Consider the following 17,083-nt stretch of genomic DNA (forward strand, 5'->3'; position numbering starts at 1 on the left):
AAGCCGGGCTAGGCCCGGCTTAAAGTAGACAAGTTGGGCTTAGCCCGCCTTCTTATACTCTTGATAGGCCTCTCCCTCAGACAGCCACTTAGGCGCTGGCTTGCCCTTAAGGTAGTGATCGAAGTATTGCATCATGCGCAGGCTATAGTCGACCTTGTTAGGGTATTTTTTCAGGTGATGTGGCTCATCCTGGTATTGAAGGAACACCACATCCTTGCCCGCACGGCGCATCGCCAGGTACAGCTCAACCCCTTGCTCCCAAGGCACTGCGTCGTCTTTGTCGCCAAACATGATCATCATAGGCGTCTTGATCCGTTCGACATAGAAGACGGGCGAGTTTTCGATATATTTCTGCGGCGCCTTAAACAGGCTCTCACCGATACGGCTCTGTCCCGTCTCATACTGGAACTGACGCGCAAGCCCAGTGCCATGACGAATGCCGCTGTAGGCGCTGGTCATGTTAGATACAGGCGCGCCGGTGACCGCCGCCTTGAAGATAGAGGTCTGCGTCACGGCAAAGGCGGTCTGGTAACCGCCCCAGGAGTGACCCTGAATGCCCACGCCATCTGGGTCGGCGATGCCCATATCGATAAGCTTCTGCACCCCAGAGGTCAGCGCCTGAACCGAGCTTGCACCTGGATAACCCACCTCGAAACGGATATCCGGTAGGAAGATGGCGTAGCCGTTATCGGCATACCAGGCGAAGTTTGGTCTGTGGTTCAGCTTCATGTCTGGGAAGGCATGCAGCCTGTCGCTCATGAAACGGTAGAAATAGACCAGCACAGGATAGCGCTTACCGGCCACATAGTTAGAGGGCTTGATCAGCACGCCATCGAGCGGCTTGCCGTCACCATTGGTCCAGTGCACCAACTCGGCCTTACCCCAATCGAGCTGACGCTTCTGCTCGTCGAGACGGGTCTGGCGGATCGCCTGCTCAGGGCTTTGCAGATCGCTGGCATAGAGATCCGGGTAGAGATCATAACGCTCCTTAGAAAACAGCACCTTATCACTCTCTTCGGCGCGGGCCAGCAGCTTGAGCTTATAGTCGCCCTCCATCAGCGGCTTGACGCCCGACACGCCCACCTTGGCGGTGTAGAAACCGTCGCCCTTGGTGCGCTCGTTATAGCCATGCAGCAGCAGACTCTGATCCGCCTTAAGCAGATCCGGCTTGTCCGCCTTGCCTAGCAAGCCCGTGACGCGATACTGGATCTGCGCCTTACGTCCCTTGGCGGCTGTGATACGAAACGCATCGCGAGAGTCGGTATTGAACTGCCAGATATCATACTTATCGTAGGCCAGGAAGGCCGAACCATCTTCGAGCCAAGGGCCCAATCCGTAGCCTGGAGCCACCGACGGATAGTCATGATCTTCGTCGGCAAACGGCGTCTTGAAATCTTTGGTCAGCTTGACCCGGCTATCCTGGGCGATCTGATACAGGAAGATATTGCCCTGCTGATAATAGGCCACGAAGCGCTCGTTAGGCGACAGCGACGGCTTCTCGGAAACAGGTTGCTGAACGAGAAACGCCTGCTTGCGCCCAGTATTGAGATCCACCAGATAATAGTCGCGGTAGAAACCGGCCCAGGTGATCATCTTAAGGTAAGGCACATCTGTGCTGGCGAGCATGAAGCGCTGCTGCTGACCAAGCTCAATATCCGGCACCGCCTGATCGGCCAGCTGCACCACCTGCTTAGAGCCAAGGTGCAACACCGCCAGATAGGTGCGTTTCAATTCTTTCTTGTACTGCTTGACCTCGTTTGGCTTGATACGTGGGTCGTCCCCATGCCAAACCCTGAGCTCGCGCTGGCCGGTGATCACCTCAGGATCATAGAGATCGTCCGCCTTGGCCACCTTAGGCAGCTCTAGCTGCTGACTCACCTCGGGCACGCGGCCGAAGAACAGACGCTTACTGTCATCGGAGAAGGTCAGCTGGCTGTAACGGTTAAGGGTCCACTCCTTGGTGTTAGCCACCTGATGCAGCTTGTCGCTACCGGCTTGATGCAGGGCGAGATGATATTCACGACCCCAGGGGGCATCGCTGGCCTTGCCATAGGTAAAGGCAACATATTTGCCATCTTCGCTGGCCGACACGGCGCCTACTTGTTGATCCACAAATCCGGCAATCACCTGCAGCTCGCCGCTGGCAAGGTCCATACGCTGCACTCTGTGCAGATTGTTGGCGATATCGTTTTGTGCCACCACCAGCTGGCGACCCGCCTTATCGAAATAAAAGGCGGTCACATGGGCGATTTTCTCACTCTTACCCGCCTTCAGGTTCACCACCTCTAAGGTGCGGCCCTTGTCATACTTATCGACTTTGGGCTTCTTGGCAGCGAGTGCAGGCTTAGCCTCGTTATTCTTGTCGTTAGCTTCCGGCTCATCTTTCTTATCGCTATCGGCCTCTTCACCGGCCTCATACCAGATGGCCAGATGAGTCCCGGCATCGTTAAAGGCAAACTCCTTCACCTTGTCATAACGGGTCTCTTTGCCAGATTGAGTGTCCAGCAGCGCCAGACCGGCCTTAAGTTTCTTGCGGGCCTTGGGGCTGGCTTTTTCCTGCTCGAGCAAGGCTGGCGCGATGGCAAAGGCGGCGAAACGGCCATCATGGCTGATCAGCGGCTTGCTGCCACCCGCCACGGTAAAACTTTGCTCGCTGCCTAGGCGCTTCACCATGCCGTGACTGTCTCCCCTGTCGGGACTGACCTCGACGGCAAAGGCACTGCCATTGGCGGCGAGCACTGGCTTATTGAGAGATTCGAATTTCATGATGACATCGGGTGTCACATCGGCGCTGAAGGCGGCGCAAGAAAAGAGACTGGCACACAAGAGGGATAGGGTCGGTAATGGCTTCAAGGTCTTCCTCGTTTTTAACTTATTATTAACGGATGCAGCTTGTCATTAACGGATGTAGCCTGGGTTATTAGACTAAAGTAGACTTTTTTAACGCTTAAGGATCAATCATCGTCATTAGCCTTTGTTATTGCAAGTTAGCCTACACAAAAAAACGTGAGATTGCTCACTATTTCCTGTGAAATTTGCGCAAAAGTAGTTAAAATAAGACCGATAAGATTCTAAAAATTCATAGTCATAACACCGTGTCTTTCGACATGGTCAGACAATAGCAGTAACGACCAACCGTGGAAGGACTCTCCATGTCAAAAAGAACTATTACCGTTATCCCGGGTGATGGGATTGGCCCAAGCATAATCGACTCAGCAATCAAGATCTTAGATAAAGCTGGATGTGATTTCGAATACGAATTTGCCGATGCTGGCCTAGCCGCACTTGAGAAGCAAGGTGAACTTCTACCTCAACGTACATTGGATATGATCGAGAAGAACCGTATCACGCTGAAAGGGCCACTAACGACCCCTGTCGGCGAAGGTTTCACCTCAATCAACGTCACTTTACGTAAAAAATTCGGCTTATATGCCAACGTACGCCCTGTATTGTCTTTTAAAGGCACTCAGGCACGTTATGACAACATCGACATCATCACGGTACGTGAAAACACCGAAGGCATGTACTCAGGCCTAGGTCAAACCGTTTCAGAAGATGGTGCGACGGCTGAAGCCACCAGTATCATTACCCGTCAGGGTGCCGAGCAGATCACTACCTTCGCCTACGAGCTAGCGCGCAAAGAGGGTCGTAAGAAGGTGACTATCGTACACAAGGCTAACATCATGAAGTCGACCTCAGGCCTGTTCCTGAAGGTTGCTCGTGAAGTGAGCCAGCGTTACCCAGACATCACCACTGAAGAGATGATTGTCGACGCGACCTGTATGAAGCTGGTAATGAACCCAGAAAACTTCGACGTGATCGTCACCACCAACCTGTTCGGCGACATCCTGTCGGATCTGTGTGCCGGTCTGGTGGGCGGCCTGGGTATGGCACCTGGCGCCAACATCGGTAAGAACGCAGCTATCTTCGAAGCGGTACACGGCAGCGCGCCAGATATCGCAGGTAAGAACCTGGCTAACCCAACGTCAGTGATCCTGGCATCAATCCAGATGCTGGAATATCTGGGCATGTCTGACAAGGCGCAAGCCATTCGCGCGGCCGTTTCTGCCGTGATCGAAGAAGGCGATCGCACGACTCGCGACCTTGGCGGTACTCACGGTACTTCTGACTTCACTCAGGCGGTACTCGAGCGTCTGTAATAGACCAAGTAGCCGTAAGCTAAAAAACAAAAAGCCCCGCAATCGCGGGGCTTTTTATTATCCGATAATTCTTTAATTAACCTACATTTCTTAAGTTAACCAATGATTCTGTTGTTAACCATGGATCCTGCTGTTAACCAAAATTAAAACCGACGCTAGGTTTCAGCCAGAGATGCACAGTCACCTCGTCTCTGTCGTGGTACAGATGCTTACAGGCCAGGTGGAAGTCGTCGATACCATTTTCCCTTAGCACCTCTTGCATGGTCTCCAGGATGGTCGATACCTCTTTATAGCGGCTCTTCATCGGCAACTTGAGGTTAAAGATCGCTTCCTTGAACCAGCCGTTGATCGCCCAGGCCTCCATCAGCTCGGCCACTCGCGAGGGCTTTTCAACCATGTCGCACACCAGCCAGTAGATATTCTTCTTAGGTGGCTCGAAACGGAAGCCGTCGGCCTGGTAGTGTCTCACCTGCCCTGTGTCCATCAGATTTTGCGCCATAGGGCCGTTGTCCACCGCCGCCACAAACATGCCGCGGCGCACCAGCTGATAGGTCCAGCCACCCGGGCAGGCACCTAGATCCACAGAGTTCATGCCGCTGCGCAGACGCTGCTCCTGCTCCGACTTAGGGATGAAGTGGATGAAGGCCTCGTCCAACTTGAGGGTCGAGCGGCTCGGCGCATCGCTGGCCATCTTGAGTCTAGGGATCCCCATGAAATAGGGAGAACTGTTATGGCTCAGCGAGTAGCCCACGTAGGCGGTACCCGGCCCGACAAAACAAACATGTATGATAGGACGCTTAGGGTTTTCCTTCTCAAGCAGGGCGCCGCTGCGTTTCAGCGCCTGTCTCAGGGGCACGGTAAACTTACGACAGAAGGTCGACAGCTCCTTGGCCTCGTTGGTATCTGGCGTCTCGACTCTGAGTTCGCCCGCCTTATGCACCTTAGCCAGGGCATCGACGATAGGCGTGACGCGATCACCTTCAGGCAGATCTTTGAGCAGCTCATTGGCGGCAAACATCTGACGGGTGAAGATAAGCGAGTCCAGCTCGATTTGCTCGGCCAACAGATCGGCATCGCCCGCCTGAAAGCACTGAAAAATCACGTAACCATCGTTACGATTGGTCTTTACAAAGCCGCCAACATTCAGCTCCGCGGCTCGCTGCTGGATCTCGGCGGCGCAGTCTTTCTCGTAGCCGGCACGGCAATATAAAAATAGGTTTATCATAGGAAGATCCTGAATAAAAAATGGCGACCCATATCATTGGGGCGCCATTCTACACTTTCTCGAAAATGAATACGATTATCTTAGCGACTGGTTAATCGTCCAGCTCCACCACGCGATTACGCCACACGGCTACTGCGATGAACAACCACCCCAGCAGGAAGCAGACGCCGCCCATAGGGGTCACAGGGCCAGTCCACTTGCTACCCACCAACACGTAGAGGTAGAGGGAGCCGGAAAACATCACTATGCCCAACAGGAACAGGTAGCCCGCCCAGTCGATAAGGCGCGACTTGAGCCAGTGACCGCTAAAGGCCACGGCGATCAGTACAAAGGTGTGATAGAACTGATACTCGACCCCTAGATTAAAGATGTCGATCATCTCTGGCGTGGTCACCTGCTTGAGTCCATGGGCGCCGAAGGCTCCCAGGGCCACGGCTAAAAAACCACTCAAGGCTGCCAGCAATAAAAACCCTTTACGCATCTAACCCCCTAATAAATTGAATACTGTGTGAGACTGCCAAATCCAGATTAGCGCTTTGGGTCGTGCCTGACGACTTTCTTGGTAGAAAACTATGATCGCCATCGGCTAACCATACTAGTTTGACCTTAAAAGGTGCAAGCCAAGGCTCTACCTGCCCCTTGGCGCCAAATTTATCGCGCTCCCCCTGTATCACCAAGAGCGGCGCCTGACACTCGGCGATAGGCTCGAGTCTGGGCTCGCCCCCTTTGGGCGGCACGAAGGGATAACCCAAACAGATAACCCCATCGACGGCTTGCTCGCCAGCGAGTATCGCCGCCATGCGTCCGCCCATGGACTTGCCCATGACTATAAGGCACTTGGGCTTATAGACCTCACGCACCGTCTCTAACAGCAGGCTAAAATCCTTAATCAGCTTAGGCGCCCTGTCCGGCGGCCTGCGCTTACCATCTATGGCGTTACTGCGCATGTAGGGAAAATTAAAGCGGATCACCCCAAGCCCCTGGCCTGCGAGACGCTCAGCCATCTGCGCCATGAAATCGTGTGCCATGTTGGCGCCAGCCCCATGGGCCAGCACCACTAAGGTGTCGCAGGCCAGCGCATTGTCATCCAGCGGGCCCGAGAACAGACACCGACTCGCGGGCAACTCGGCCGCCTCGAGCCGTGCATTTAATTTTTGGGTAAAACTCATCTTGCCTCTTTATGTTTGGCTCACCCCCCATGAAGAGCGTAGCCAGGTAATTCAATCGGGTTAGCCCGGCAGTAGTTCGCTGCGAGACTCCTCTTCGAACATGTCCAGCATCCACTTTCTGAAAGCAACAATCTTGCCTATCTCGGCATGATTCTGCTGACACACCAGATAATAGGCGTTCTTACTCACCAACACCTCGGGGAAAGGACACACCAAGCGCCCGGCCTTGATGTCGGGACGGGCCAACACGCTGTAACCCAAGGCGACCCCCTGACCGTGAGCGGCGGCCTGCAATACCAGGGAGGAGTGACTGAAGATGGGGCCCTGGTTCACATTAATGTCATTAATTCCACATTGTCTAAACCAAGCCTGCCAATCATGACGGCTGGAGTCATGCAGCAGGGTGTGATGTTTTAGGTCGCTCGGCTGGGATAACGGCTTGGGGCCGCTGAGCAACATGGGCGAACAGACAGGGATCAACACCTCGTTTCTCAGCTTGTCGGCACGCAGCCCTGGCCAGTTGCCCATGCCGTAATAGATGGCCACATCCACGTCGTCGGTCAGGCTGCTGGTCTCATCGTCCACCGCCTTGATCCGCACGTCGATGTCGGGATTATTCTCACTGAAATTCGCCAGTCGGGGCACCAACCACTGAATGGCGAAACTAGGCGAAGTGCTTACCGTGAGCGAGCCTATGGCGCTTCGGGCCAGCAATCTGTCGGTGGCATCGGCCAATTGCACAAAGATATCTTTTATGTCGAGAAAGTAGCCCTGCCCCTCTTCGGTCAGCAGCAAAGATCGGTTCTTACGACGAAAGAGCTTTAGCCCTAAATATTCTTCTAATGCCTTAATCTGATGACTTACTGCGGCCTGTGTCACAAAAAGTTCTTCCGCGGCGCGCGTAAAGCTTAAGTGACGGGCTGCAGCCTCGAAAGCCTTCACCGCATTCAATGGAGGTAAACGTCTCGACATAGTGATCCTTGTCTCACATTTTAATTAGTTTTTCTAATCCGTATTGTTACATTTTATCGTTTGTAAAGGGAAGGGGTTTTGGTTAAATTTTGCGCCAACGAAATGATTGAAGTTAGACAGCCTCTACGACGTATTTGGGGAGTGTCTGACACCCCAAGATATGCCGCCCGGAGGCGACCACTATGATTAACTTTAAAACTGTATTTGCCATCGCACTGCTTTCAGCCTCAACCGCTGCCACTGCCGATGAAATCGTTATCGATACCACAGACCTGCATGCCGCCATCAGCGCACAACTGGCCGAAGGCTTAGAGCAGATGCAGCAAGATCTGAATGAAGACCTCAACGCCATTCTGGTTGCTCAGAAAGACGAGCAGGCGGACACCAGCGTCAGCGCCCAGCGCGCCGAGTAATCACCAGTCGGCAGTTAACGATAGCCAGCTGTTAACATTAGCCAGCTGTTAACATTAGCCAGCTGCAAACACTAAGCAACAAGCCGCGTCTTATGATGCGGCTTTTTTATTCCCGCGAGCTTAACGTCCACCAACACAGCTACCCCATCTCTTGCAGTAAAGGCAAGAGCGACTTGCCAGATACGTTACGTGAGAAGCTAAACAGATCCAAGGTTTTATAGCTCGAAGCGTGAAAGTTCTCCATAGAAACAGCCCATAAAAAAGGCCGCCCTCTGGCAGCCTTAATCTCGAATGCTTAGCTTTCTTATACTTTCTTTGCTCTCTAATGAAAGCCACTTAAAGCCATTATGCGGGGCGATATACCTTCACATTGTGATAGCCCTGCTCCTGCAGATAGAGCGCCTGTAGCTTGCTCATGACGCCTCTGTCACAATAAAGCAGATAGGTCTTCTCCTTATCGAGATCGGCAAACTGAGTCGCCAACTTGAAGAAAGGAATACACTTCACCTCGATGCCGTTAAGGCTGAGCGGACTCTGCTCCTCCTCTTCCGGCGAGCGGATATCAACCACAACCTCACCACCGGATACCGCATCGACGGTTTCTGTCTCGGTGATCTTGGTATCCATGCTGACGGCAATATCGCGAATATCGATCACCTCGGCGGCTTCCACCACGCGGTCGATCAAGTCTTCGGAGAACTTCTCCTCCTCGGCAAGGATCTTACCCATCACAGCCTTCACCGTCGGCTTCTGTGAGATCACGCCGCAATATTCAGGGATCGACTTGGCAAAGTCTTCGGTGCCGATCTCGCGGCTCATGTTGATGATGTCTTGCTTATCCATCACGATCAGTGGACGCAGAATCAGCATGTCGGTACTACGGTCGATCACATTCAGGTTGGTCAGAGTCTGGCTGGACACCTGCCCCATCGCCTCACCCGTCACCAGCGCCTGAATGCCCATCTTCTCGGCGATACGGCTGGCGGCGCGCATCATCATGCGCTTGAGGATAACGCCCATCTGACCGTTATCTATCTTCTCCAGGATCTCCTGCACCACAGGATCGAATGGCACAGAGATAAATTTCACCTTGTGAGACTCACCGTACTTCTGCCACAGATGATAGGCCACCTGCTTCACACCGATCTCGTGCTGGTCGCCGCCGAGGTTAAAGAAGCAGTAATGGGTACGAGAGCCGCGCTTGATAAACTGGAAGCTGGAGACGCCAGAGTCGAAACCACCTGAGATCAGCGACAGCACATCTTCCTGGGTCGCCATAGGGAAACCGCCCAAGCCGTCGATGCGTTTCTCCACCAGATAGAGATGCTCGTTGTCTATCTCAAGGTTTACCGTCATGTCAGGGTTCTTCAGCCTGACACCGGCCGCCTCGGTAAACTGGTTGAGTCCACCGCCCACGTAACGCTCCACCTCGATTGAGTTAAACTCATGCTTACCGCTACGCTTTACCCGCACACAGAAAGTCTTACCGGCCAGCTCCTCTTTATAAAGCGCCAGCGTCTGTTGATAGATATCGTCCACCGACTCGAAGGTGCTCTCACGCACCTGCAGCACATGGGCGATACCCGGAATACAGGCGAGACGCTCGGCATAACGCTCAATCATCTCAGGCTTGTCTTCTGGCACCCTGACCATGATCTTATCCCACTGGCGCTGTACCCTGGCCTCTTCATCGACCTTGCGCAGCACGTTTCGGATATTGGTTTCAAGCATCTTGGTAAAACGCATTCTTACCGGTTTGCTTTTCATCATGATTTCAGGAAAGAGTTTTACGATAAATTTCATGGGCGTTCCGCGGGAATAATTTTAAACAGCAATCTTGCCATTATACCAAGCCCGGTGCACAAATGCCCATAAATCAGCGACTCGGCAGGGATTTTCTGCCCATAGCCCCTTAATGTGCGCAATATTTATTCAGCTTAGGATAATCTGCTCCGAAGAGAGTGGCTGAGGATAGACTGGTAGAAATGAAAAGCGTCCACCGGTGTGGACGCCTTATCATAGGGTGTTTGCCTGCCGTAATGACTAGAGCGACAGGCTACTGCTCGACTTGAATCTCGTCTGACTCCTTCGGTTTACCCTGCTCGATGGCAATTTCGACCCTGCGATTACGGGCGCGGTTGGCGGCCGAATCGTTCGGCACCAACGGCGCCGTGCTGGCCATGCCCACCACCTTCATCCGCTGCTGGTCAAAGCCCGGCACCCGCACCAGCTCATGGGCCACGGCCACGGCGCGTTTACTGGAGAGATCCCAGTTGGAGCTATAGAGTTCGTTGCTGATATTCATATCATCCGTGTGACCGGATACGGTAATGATCCCCGGCACATCCTTGAGCAGCTCGCCCACTCGGCGGATCACCGGTTTAAACCTAGGCTGTAGGAAGCCAGAGCCCGATGAGAAGGCGCCCTTCTCTCGGATACGTATGATGATCTGCTGCCCCAAGGACTCAATCTCGATCGCCCCGTCGACGATCTCCTTGTTGAGCTCCTGGGCCATCTTCTTCACCTGATCGTTGATCTGATCCTGTGACGCGGCGTCTTGTTTCTCCTGCTTGGCTTGGGCCTCGGCATCCGCCTCTTCCTGAGCGGTGGATGACGCCTCGCCGCCGCGCTGCTCACCGCGCTGCTGCTGCACGCCGCCGGCGCTGTCGTCTTCACCTGCCTGCACCTCGATGGTGGGCTCGGTCATCTCATTGGTTTGCTGATTAATGATCTCAATGGGAGTGGGTTCTGGCTTACCGGGGCGAAACTCCAGCGCGATCACCGAGGTGCCCTTGGGAATATCTTTGACTTCAACCTTGTTCTGCACACCGAAGGCATACTTCATCGACCCGGCGATCTGCTTAAACTTCATCACATCCATCTCGGAGAAGGCGAGCAGCAGGACGAAGAAACACATCAATAGCGACATGAGGTCGGCAAAAGTTGCCAACCACATGGGCGCCCCGGCAGGAGGGCAATCGCATTTGACCTTCTTAGCCATCTGGCTATTCCCCGTCCGTCGTGTCTATATTCCGCTGTTTCTCCGAGAGATAGTTCTTCAAGAAGCCCTCGATAACCCTGGGGTTTTGGCCGTCTTGAATGGCGAGTACCGCATCCATGATCAGGTTGCGGTTAAGCATCTCCTCGCCCATGCGCAGCGAGAGTTTATCGGCGATCGGCAAGGCGATCATGTTGGCAATCACGGCGCCATAGAGTGTGGTCAACAAGGCCACCGCCATGGCGGGGCCGATAGACTTAGGGTCGTCCATGTTCGACAGCATAGCCACCAGACCGATAAGGGTACCAATCATCCCCATGGCTGGTGCCACATCACCCAGCGCCTTAAAGATGCTGATCCCCGTCTTATGACGCTCTTCAGTCAGGGCGATATCCTTCTCCAAGGCTTCGCGCACCACCTCGCCGTCATGGCCGTCCACCAGCATGTCGACCGCCTTCTGCATGAAGCTGTTGCTGATCTCCGCCTCTTCCAGAGCCAGAAAGCCCCCCTTACGGGCGGCATCGGCCATGGTGACCGACTGCTCGATCAACTCGTCCGGCTTATCTATCTTGAACATAAAGGCTTTTGCGGCGATCTTGACCGCACCGAGGAACTGTTTGAGGTTAAATTTCATCATCACCACAAACAGAGAGCCTATCATCACGATAAGCACAGAGGGCACGTCAACAAAGATGGCGATACCACCACTGCTGACCATAGCTCCGATAATAAAACCAAATGCACCAATCAGGCCTATCAGGGTCGCTAAATCCACAACTCTTCCTCATTTACAGTATCGGCCGTTGCTAATACCTTGATCTCGGGATCAAGCTCTCAGTCAACACCATAATCATCTCGAGACAGGTCTCTACTCTACTCACTCTTGCAATGAAAGGCATCTCCCAGGACCTGGACGACAACACAAAAGTCGTCAATTAGACGGGAATTCGCCTAACCGCAGACGGGAGTTTACGATATAATATCTGACAAAATTGAGTATTGTTCTAATTCAATTATCGGACAGCTTACACGCAAGTTTAGCTACAAATTCAATTTTTTATAAAAAAACCTCCTTAAAGCGTGCTATTGCACAAATATACGACAGCGCAATTTGACCCCTAGGGTCGACTGAGATACTTTGTCTGTCGCTAAATTCTTGGGAAAATCACCGTGGCCAAAAAACCTGAAAACCTGACCTTCGAAGAGTCACTCACAGAATTAGAAAACATCGTCACCAGCCTTGAGCAGGGCGATGTCTCTCTGGATGACGCCCTCAAACAATTTGAGCGCGGCATCAATCTGGTCAGAAACAGCCAAGGCAAACTCGAACAGGCCCAACAAAAAGTCTCTATCTTGACCCAGGAACAAGATCAACCCAGCTTGCAACCCTATCTGCCAGAGGGCGAATAATTGCTAAACGAAGCGATAACGCGATACCAGCAGCGCGTCGACGGCCAGCTGCGCCATTTTATCAATGCACAAGACGATACCGAGCCACAACTCAAGGCCGCCATGGAACACGGTGCCCTGATTGGCGGAAAACGTATCCGCCCCTTTCTGGTCTACGCCGTGGGCGAGATGCTGGGTGTGCCACTGGAAAGGCTAGATGCCTGCGCCGCCGCCATCGAATGTATTCATGCCTACTCGCTGATCCACGACGATCTACCGGCCATGGACGACGACGCCCTGCGCCGCGGCCAACCCACCGTACATATCGCCTTTAATGAGGCCACCGCCATCCTGGCTGGGGATGCCCTGCAAACCTTGGCCTTCGAGATCATCAGCCAGGAAGGCAGCGAGCTGAGTGCCAGCCAACAACTGGCCATGGTGCGCGCCCTCGCCAAAGCGTCTGGCTACAGCGGCATGTGTGGTGGTCAGGCGATGGATCTTAACGCCACCGACAGACAGATAGATCTCGAGATCCTAAAGCGGTTACACAGATTAAAAACCGGCGCCTTGATTCGCTGTGCAGTAGAATTACCTATCATTGCTGCCAAGGTCACAGATGAACAAGCGAGCCATCTGTTAACATTTGCCGACGCCATCGGCCTCGCCTTCCAGGTACAAGACGACGTGCTGGACATCATCGCCAGTACAGAAGAGCTGGGTAAGCCCCAGGGCTCGGACTGCGAATCGAACAAGAGTACCTATCCGAAACTACTCGGTTTATCCGGGGCCCAAGCGACTGCGAAAAGTTTGATCGAAGACGCCCTATCAGCGCTGGCTAAATTACCATACAATAGCCAGTTAATTGCCGAATTCGCCCGTTTCATCATAGAGCGAAGAGTATAATAAAGAGCCAAAGAATCTCGCTATGAGTTTGGATATTACGAAATACCCTGTGCTGGCACAGGCCGACACCCCAGATGAATTAAGACAGCTTCCCCAGGGTGTGCTACCAAAACTTGCTGACGAACTCAGAAGTTATCTCCTACAGTCGGTAGGCATCTCCAGTGGCCACTTCGCTTCTGGCCTGGGCACGGTCGAGCTGACGGTAGCCCTGCACTATGTCTACAACACCCCGTTCGATCGCCTGATCTGGGACGTGGGCCACCAGGCCTATCCCCATAAGATCCTCACGGGTCGTCGAGACAAGATGCCGACCATACGCCAAAAAGGCGGCATTCACCCCTTCCCTTGGCGGGAAGAGAGCGAATATGACACCTTCAGCGTGGGTCACTCAGGCACCTCTATCAGCGCGGCGCTGGCCATGGCCGTTGCCGCCGAGAAGGAACAGGCAGGCCGTAAGGTCGTGGCCGTCATCGGCGACGGTGCCATGACGGGCGGCATGGTATTTGAAGCCATGAACCACGCCGGCGATCTGCACAACGACATGCTGGTCGTACTCAACGACAACGAGATGTCGATCTCCGAGAACGTCGGCGCGCTGAACAACCACCTGGCGCAGCTGATGTCGGGCCGTCTCTACACCACCATACGCGAAAATAGCAAGAAGGTGCTCAAGGGGATGCCCGTCATCAAGGAGATGGCCAAGCGCACCGAGGAACATCTCAAGGGCATGGTCGTCCCCGGCACCATGTTTGAGGAGCTGGGCTTTAACTATATCGGCCCTATCGATGGCCATGATGTCGACGCCCTGGTCGAGACTCTGCGCAACATGCGTAACCTCTCGGGCCCGCAGATTCTACACATCATGACCAAGAAGGGACGCGGCTATGAGCCGGCGGAGAAAGACCCCATCGGCTGGCACGCCGTGCCTAAGTTCGATCCTTCAACCTTTGCTAAGCCAGCCGCAAAACCGGCTAACCCCACCTTCTCTCAGGTGTTTGGTCGCTGGCTGTGCGACATGGCACAGAAGGATGACAAGGTACTGGGGATCACCCCGGCCATGCGTGAAGGCTCAGGCATGGTAGAGTTCTCCCAGAGATTCCCGAATCAGTATTTCGATGCAGCCATCGCCGAGCAGCATGCGGTGACACTCGCCGCTGGCTTCGCCTGTGAAGGCTACAAGCCTGTGTTGGCGATCTACTCTACTTTCCTGCAGCGTGGCTATGATCAGCTGATCCACGACGTGGCGCTTCAGAAGCTGCCGGTGATCTTCGCCATCGACCGCGGCGGCATCGTCGGCCCAGACGGCCCGACCCACCAGGGCGCCTTCGATCTCAGCTACATGCGAGCCATTCCTAACATGGTGATCATGGCGCCGTCGGATGAGAACGAATGTCGCCAGATGCTCTACACAGGCTACTGCTACAACGAGGGCCCGACGGCGATCCGTTACCCACGTGGCAGCGCCACCGGCGAGCCTCAGGTCGAGGCCATGACCGCCTATGAGATTGGTAAGGGCCTGATCAAGCGCGAAGGCAAGAAGATCGCCATCCTTAACTTCGGTACCACGCTGGCATCGGCAAGTCAGGCGGCCGAGGCGCTCGATGCCACCCTGGCCGACATGCGCTTCGTTAAGCCGCTGGATGTGGAGCTGGTGAAACAGCTGGCCGCCAGCCATGATCTGCTGGTGACTGTGGAAGAGAACGCCATCATGGGCGGTGCAGGCTCGGGCGTACTCGAACTGCTACAACAGCTTAAGCTGCCTATGCCTGTGCTCAATATCGGCCTGCCCGATGAGTTTATTAAACATGGCGAGTGCGGTGAGATCCTGGCCGAGCTACAGCTGGATGGCCCGGGCATCGAAGCGCAGATCCGCGCCTATCTGGCGGACTAAAATCCATTTTATGCGAACAAAAAAGGCCTCATATTGAGGCCTTTTTTATCGCTTTCTTTTACTGACTTAAATCAGCCTCAGCCAATTAAGCCTGAGTATCGACGCTGGCACCGCCCTGAGATACCATCACCATGGCAGGACGCAACAGACGCTCGTTTAACATATAACCTTTCTGCATCACCATCATCACGGTATTGGCCGGGAACTCCTCGCTAGGCTGCATACCAATCGCCTGGTGATGATCCGGATTGAAGGCTTCACCTTGAGGATCGACCTGGGTCAGACCAAACTTGGCCACGGCGCTGGTGAAGGTCTTCAGGGTCAATTCAACCCCTTCGTAGATAGCCTTGGTGGCCTCATCTTCACTGCTGGTGCCTTGCAGCGCGCGCTCCATGTTATCGATAACAGGTAGCAGCTCGTTGGCAAACTTCTCCAGGGCAAACTTATGGGCCTTCTCGACGTCGATCGCCGCACGGCGACGCACGTTCTCTACCTCGGCGGCGGCGCGGATCACAGAATCTTTCTGCTCTTCCACCTTAGCTTCGGCAGCGGCCAAGGCCTGCTCCAGCTCTTCAACTCGGAAATTAGCTTGGGTAAGCTCGTCCATCAAACTGGCTGCATCTTCAACCACCTCGGTTTCAACGGCTACAGCTTCGGTTTCTTCAATCTGTGGTTCTTGGGCTTTGTTTGACTCTTTGCTCATTGTTACTCCAGCTAAAAATGCTTTGTTTCTGCATGCTCTGGGCATATTATGGGGATCAAATTTGAGGTTTCAAGCCCTAGGGTCTGTTTATCTTTCAGATTTGATTTTTGTTCTATCTAAACGCTTTTTACTCAAGGCCCGCGCTGTGTCGCATACTTATTCTATGTAATAGTACGCCACACGACTCAAGGGGTGTTTAGATGAACCCTTCGGGCAGCTTTTGTAGACCATTTCTACTGCGTTATCGCCCGTTTATGTAGAATAACTACATGACACGGGCTCAGCCTGGGATAAATGGCCTACAAATTGCTGCAAAAACAAACAGGAAAGTTCAACAGCCCCTAAGGCATGGATCAAACAGAAATATGAGCAAAGCGTTTCACTCAATCGGCTTAATCGGCAAACCCCATCACTCAGGGACCCATAAGACCCTCAAACGTCTGCATCACTGGTTGACCATGCAGTCCTACGATGTTTATGTCGAAGAGCGGGTGGCCGCCGAGATAGGTCCACAGGTGAAATCGGTGGATCTGCTGCAGATTGGCGAGTATTGCGATCTGGCCATAGTGGTGGGCGGTGACGGTAACATGCTCGGCGCCGCACGGGTGTTAGCCCGCTTCGATATCGGCGTGATTGGCGTTAACCGCGGCAACCTGGGCTTTCTTACCGACCTGCCCCCAGATACCTTCGAAGAGGCCCTGGGCAAGGTGCTCCAGGGCGAGTATGAGACAGAGCACAGGTTCCTGCTGGAATCAGAGGTACACAGACACGGCGAGATGAAGTCGAGCAACACAGCGGTCAACGAGGCGGTGCTCCACCCGGGCAAGATTGCCCACATGATCGAGTTCGAGGTCTATATCGACGACAAGTTCATGTACAGCCAGCGCGCCGACGGCATGATAGTCTCCACCCCAACGGGCTCGACCGCCTACTCGCTGTCTGCCGGTGGCGCCATACTGACGCCGAATCTGGAAGCCCTGATCCTGGTGCCAATGTTTCCCCATACCCTCTCCTGCCGCCCAATCGTGGTCGACGCCTGCAGCATCATTAAGCTGGTCGTGTCACCGGACAACGGCGACGCCCTGGAGGTGAGCTGCGATGGTCACGTCACCCTACCAGTATTGCCGGGGGATGAGATCATCGTCAGGCGCAGTAAGGAGCGGCTCAGACTCATCCACCCCAAGGGCTACAACTACTTCCACGTGCTTCGAAACAAACTGGGTTGGGGCAGCAAGCTGTTTTAGGCCACACGTATCATTA

General features: G+C 54.0%; 15 protein-coding genes. 6 read left to right on the plus strand and 9 right to left on the minus strand.

What is annotated here, in order from left to right:
* Positions 1 to 39: 39 nt before the first annotated feature.
* Entirely contained in the window at positions 40 to 2,853 is a 2,814-nt protein-coding gene (locus tag K0J45_RS14170; protein ID WP_220043030.1) for an alpha/beta hydrolase family protein, read from the minus strand.
* Positions 2,854 to 3,152: 299 nt separating this feature from the next.
* Between K0J45_RS14170 and K0J45_RS14175 the strand changes: the two genes are divergently transcribed.
* Positions 3,153 to 4,160, plus strand: coding sequence for an isocitrate dehydrogenase (locus tag K0J45_RS14175; RefSeq protein ID WP_011866557.1), 1,008 nt, complete (start codon positions 3,153 to 3,155; stop codon positions 4,158 to 4,160).
* A gap of 133 nt (positions 4,161 to 4,293) precedes the next feature.
* On the opposite strand, the gene rlmM is transcribed toward K0J45_RS14175, so the two are convergent.
* From rlmM to K0J45_RS14195, 4 genes are all read right to left on the minus strand, one after another.
* Positions 4,294 to 5,385 (minus strand): 23S rRNA (cytidine(2498)-2'-O)-methyltransferase RlmM, encoded by a 1,092-nt coding sequence (rlmM, locus tag K0J45_RS14180; protein WP_220043031.1) that lies wholly within the window; start codon positions 5,383 to 5,385, stop codon positions 4,294 to 4,296.
* Positions 5,386 to 5,476: 91 nt separating this feature from the next.
* On the minus strand, positions 5,477 to 5,866 hold the full coding sequence (locus K0J45_RS14185; protein WP_220043032.1) for a DUF423 domain-containing protein: 390 nt from the start codon (positions 5,864 to 5,866) through the stop codon (positions 5,477 to 5,479).
* Positions 5,859 to 6,554, minus strand: coding sequence for an alpha/beta family hydrolase (locus K0J45_RS14190; protein WP_220043033.1), 696 nt, complete (start codon positions 6,552 to 6,554; stop codon positions 5,859 to 5,861). The genes K0J45_RS14185 and K0J45_RS14190 overlap by 8 nt, the downstream gene beginning before the upstream one ends.
* 60 nt (positions 6,555 to 6,614) lie before the next feature.
* Complete coding sequence (locus K0J45_RS14195; RefSeq protein ID WP_011866561.1) at positions 6,615 to 7,526, minus strand: transcriptional regulator GcvA; 912 nt, start codon at positions 7,524 to 7,526, stop codon at positions 6,615 to 6,617.
* 182 nt (positions 7,527 to 7,708) lie between these two features.
* Here K0J45_RS14195 and K0J45_RS14200 point away from each other — a divergent pair, with 182 nt between their 5' ends.
* A complete protein-coding gene (locus K0J45_RS14200; protein ID WP_011866562.1) occupies positions 7,709 to 7,939 on the plus strand; it encodes a hypothetical protein in 231 nt (76 codons plus the stop codon).
* 345 nt (positions 7,940 to 8,284) lie between these two features.
* Here the strand turns inward: K0J45_RS14200 and thiI are convergent, their stop codons facing one another.
* The 3 genes from thiI to pomA all read right to left on the minus strand — a co-directional run bounded on the left by thiI (position 8,285) and on the right by pomA (position 11,712).
* Positions 8,285 to 9,742 (minus strand): tRNA uracil 4-sulfurtransferase ThiI, encoded by a 1,458-nt coding sequence (gene thiI, locus K0J45_RS14205; protein WP_011866563.1) that lies wholly within the window; start codon positions 9,740 to 9,742, stop codon positions 8,285 to 8,287.
* Positions 9,743 to 9,995: 253 nt separating this feature from the next.
* Entirely contained in the window at positions 9,996 to 10,940 is a 945-nt protein-coding gene (locus K0J45_RS14210) for a flagellar motor protein MotB (RefSeq protein ID WP_220043034.1), read from the minus strand.
* A 4-nt stretch (positions 10,941 to 10,944) separates the two neighbouring features.
* Entirely contained in the window at positions 10,945 to 11,712 is a 768-nt protein-coding gene (gene pomA, locus K0J45_RS14215; RefSeq protein WP_220043035.1) for a flagellar motor protein PomA, read from the minus strand.
* A gap of 395 nt (positions 11,713 to 12,107) precedes the next feature.
* Between pomA and xseB the strand changes: the two genes are divergently transcribed.
* Genes xseB through dxs form a run of 3 tightly spaced genes read left to right on the plus strand, consistent with a single transcriptional unit; the run spans position 12,108 to position 15,120 of the window.
* Complete coding sequence (gene xseB / locus K0J45_RS14220) at positions 12,108 to 12,347, plus strand: exodeoxyribonuclease VII small subunit (RefSeq protein ID WP_011866566.1); 240 nt, start codon at positions 12,108 to 12,110, stop codon at positions 12,345 to 12,347.
* The gene (ispA, locus tag K0J45_RS14225; protein ID WP_220043036.1) at positions 12,348 to 13,229 is read left to right on the plus strand and encodes a (2E,6E)-farnesyl diphosphate synthase; all 882 of its coding nucleotides are present in this window, start codon (positions 12,348 to 12,350) and stop codon (positions 13,227 to 13,229) included. It begins immediately after the preceding gene.
* 22 nt (positions 13,230 to 13,251) lie between these two features.
* Positions 13,252 to 15,120: a 1-deoxy-D-xylulose-5-phosphate synthase gene (gene dxs, locus K0J45_RS14230; protein WP_220043037.1), complete on the plus strand. Its 1,869-nt coding sequence runs from the start codon at positions 13,252 to 13,254 to the stop codon at positions 15,118 to 15,120.
* Positions 15,121 to 15,205: 85 nt separating this feature from the next.
* Here the strand turns inward: dxs and grpE are convergent, their stop codons facing one another.
* Positions 15,206 to 15,823 (minus strand): nucleotide exchange factor GrpE, encoded by a 618-nt coding sequence (gene grpE, locus K0J45_RS14235; protein WP_011866569.1) that lies wholly within the window; start codon positions 15,821 to 15,823, stop codon positions 15,206 to 15,208.
* Positions 15,824 to 16,188: 365 nt separating this feature from the next.
* On the opposite strand from grpE, the gene nadK reads away from it, so the two are divergent.
* Positions 16,189 to 17,067, plus strand: coding sequence for an NAD(+) kinase (gene nadK / locus K0J45_RS14240; RefSeq protein ID WP_011866570.1), 879 nt, complete (start codon positions 16,189 to 16,191; stop codon positions 17,065 to 17,067).
* The last annotated feature ends 16 nt before the right edge of the window (positions 17,068 to 17,083 follow it).

The sequence above is a fragment of the Shewanella alkalitolerans genome, assembly GCF_019457575.1.
GTDB classification, from domain to species: domain Bacteria; phylum Pseudomonadota; class Gammaproteobacteria; order Enterobacterales; family Shewanellaceae; genus Shewanella; species Shewanella loihica.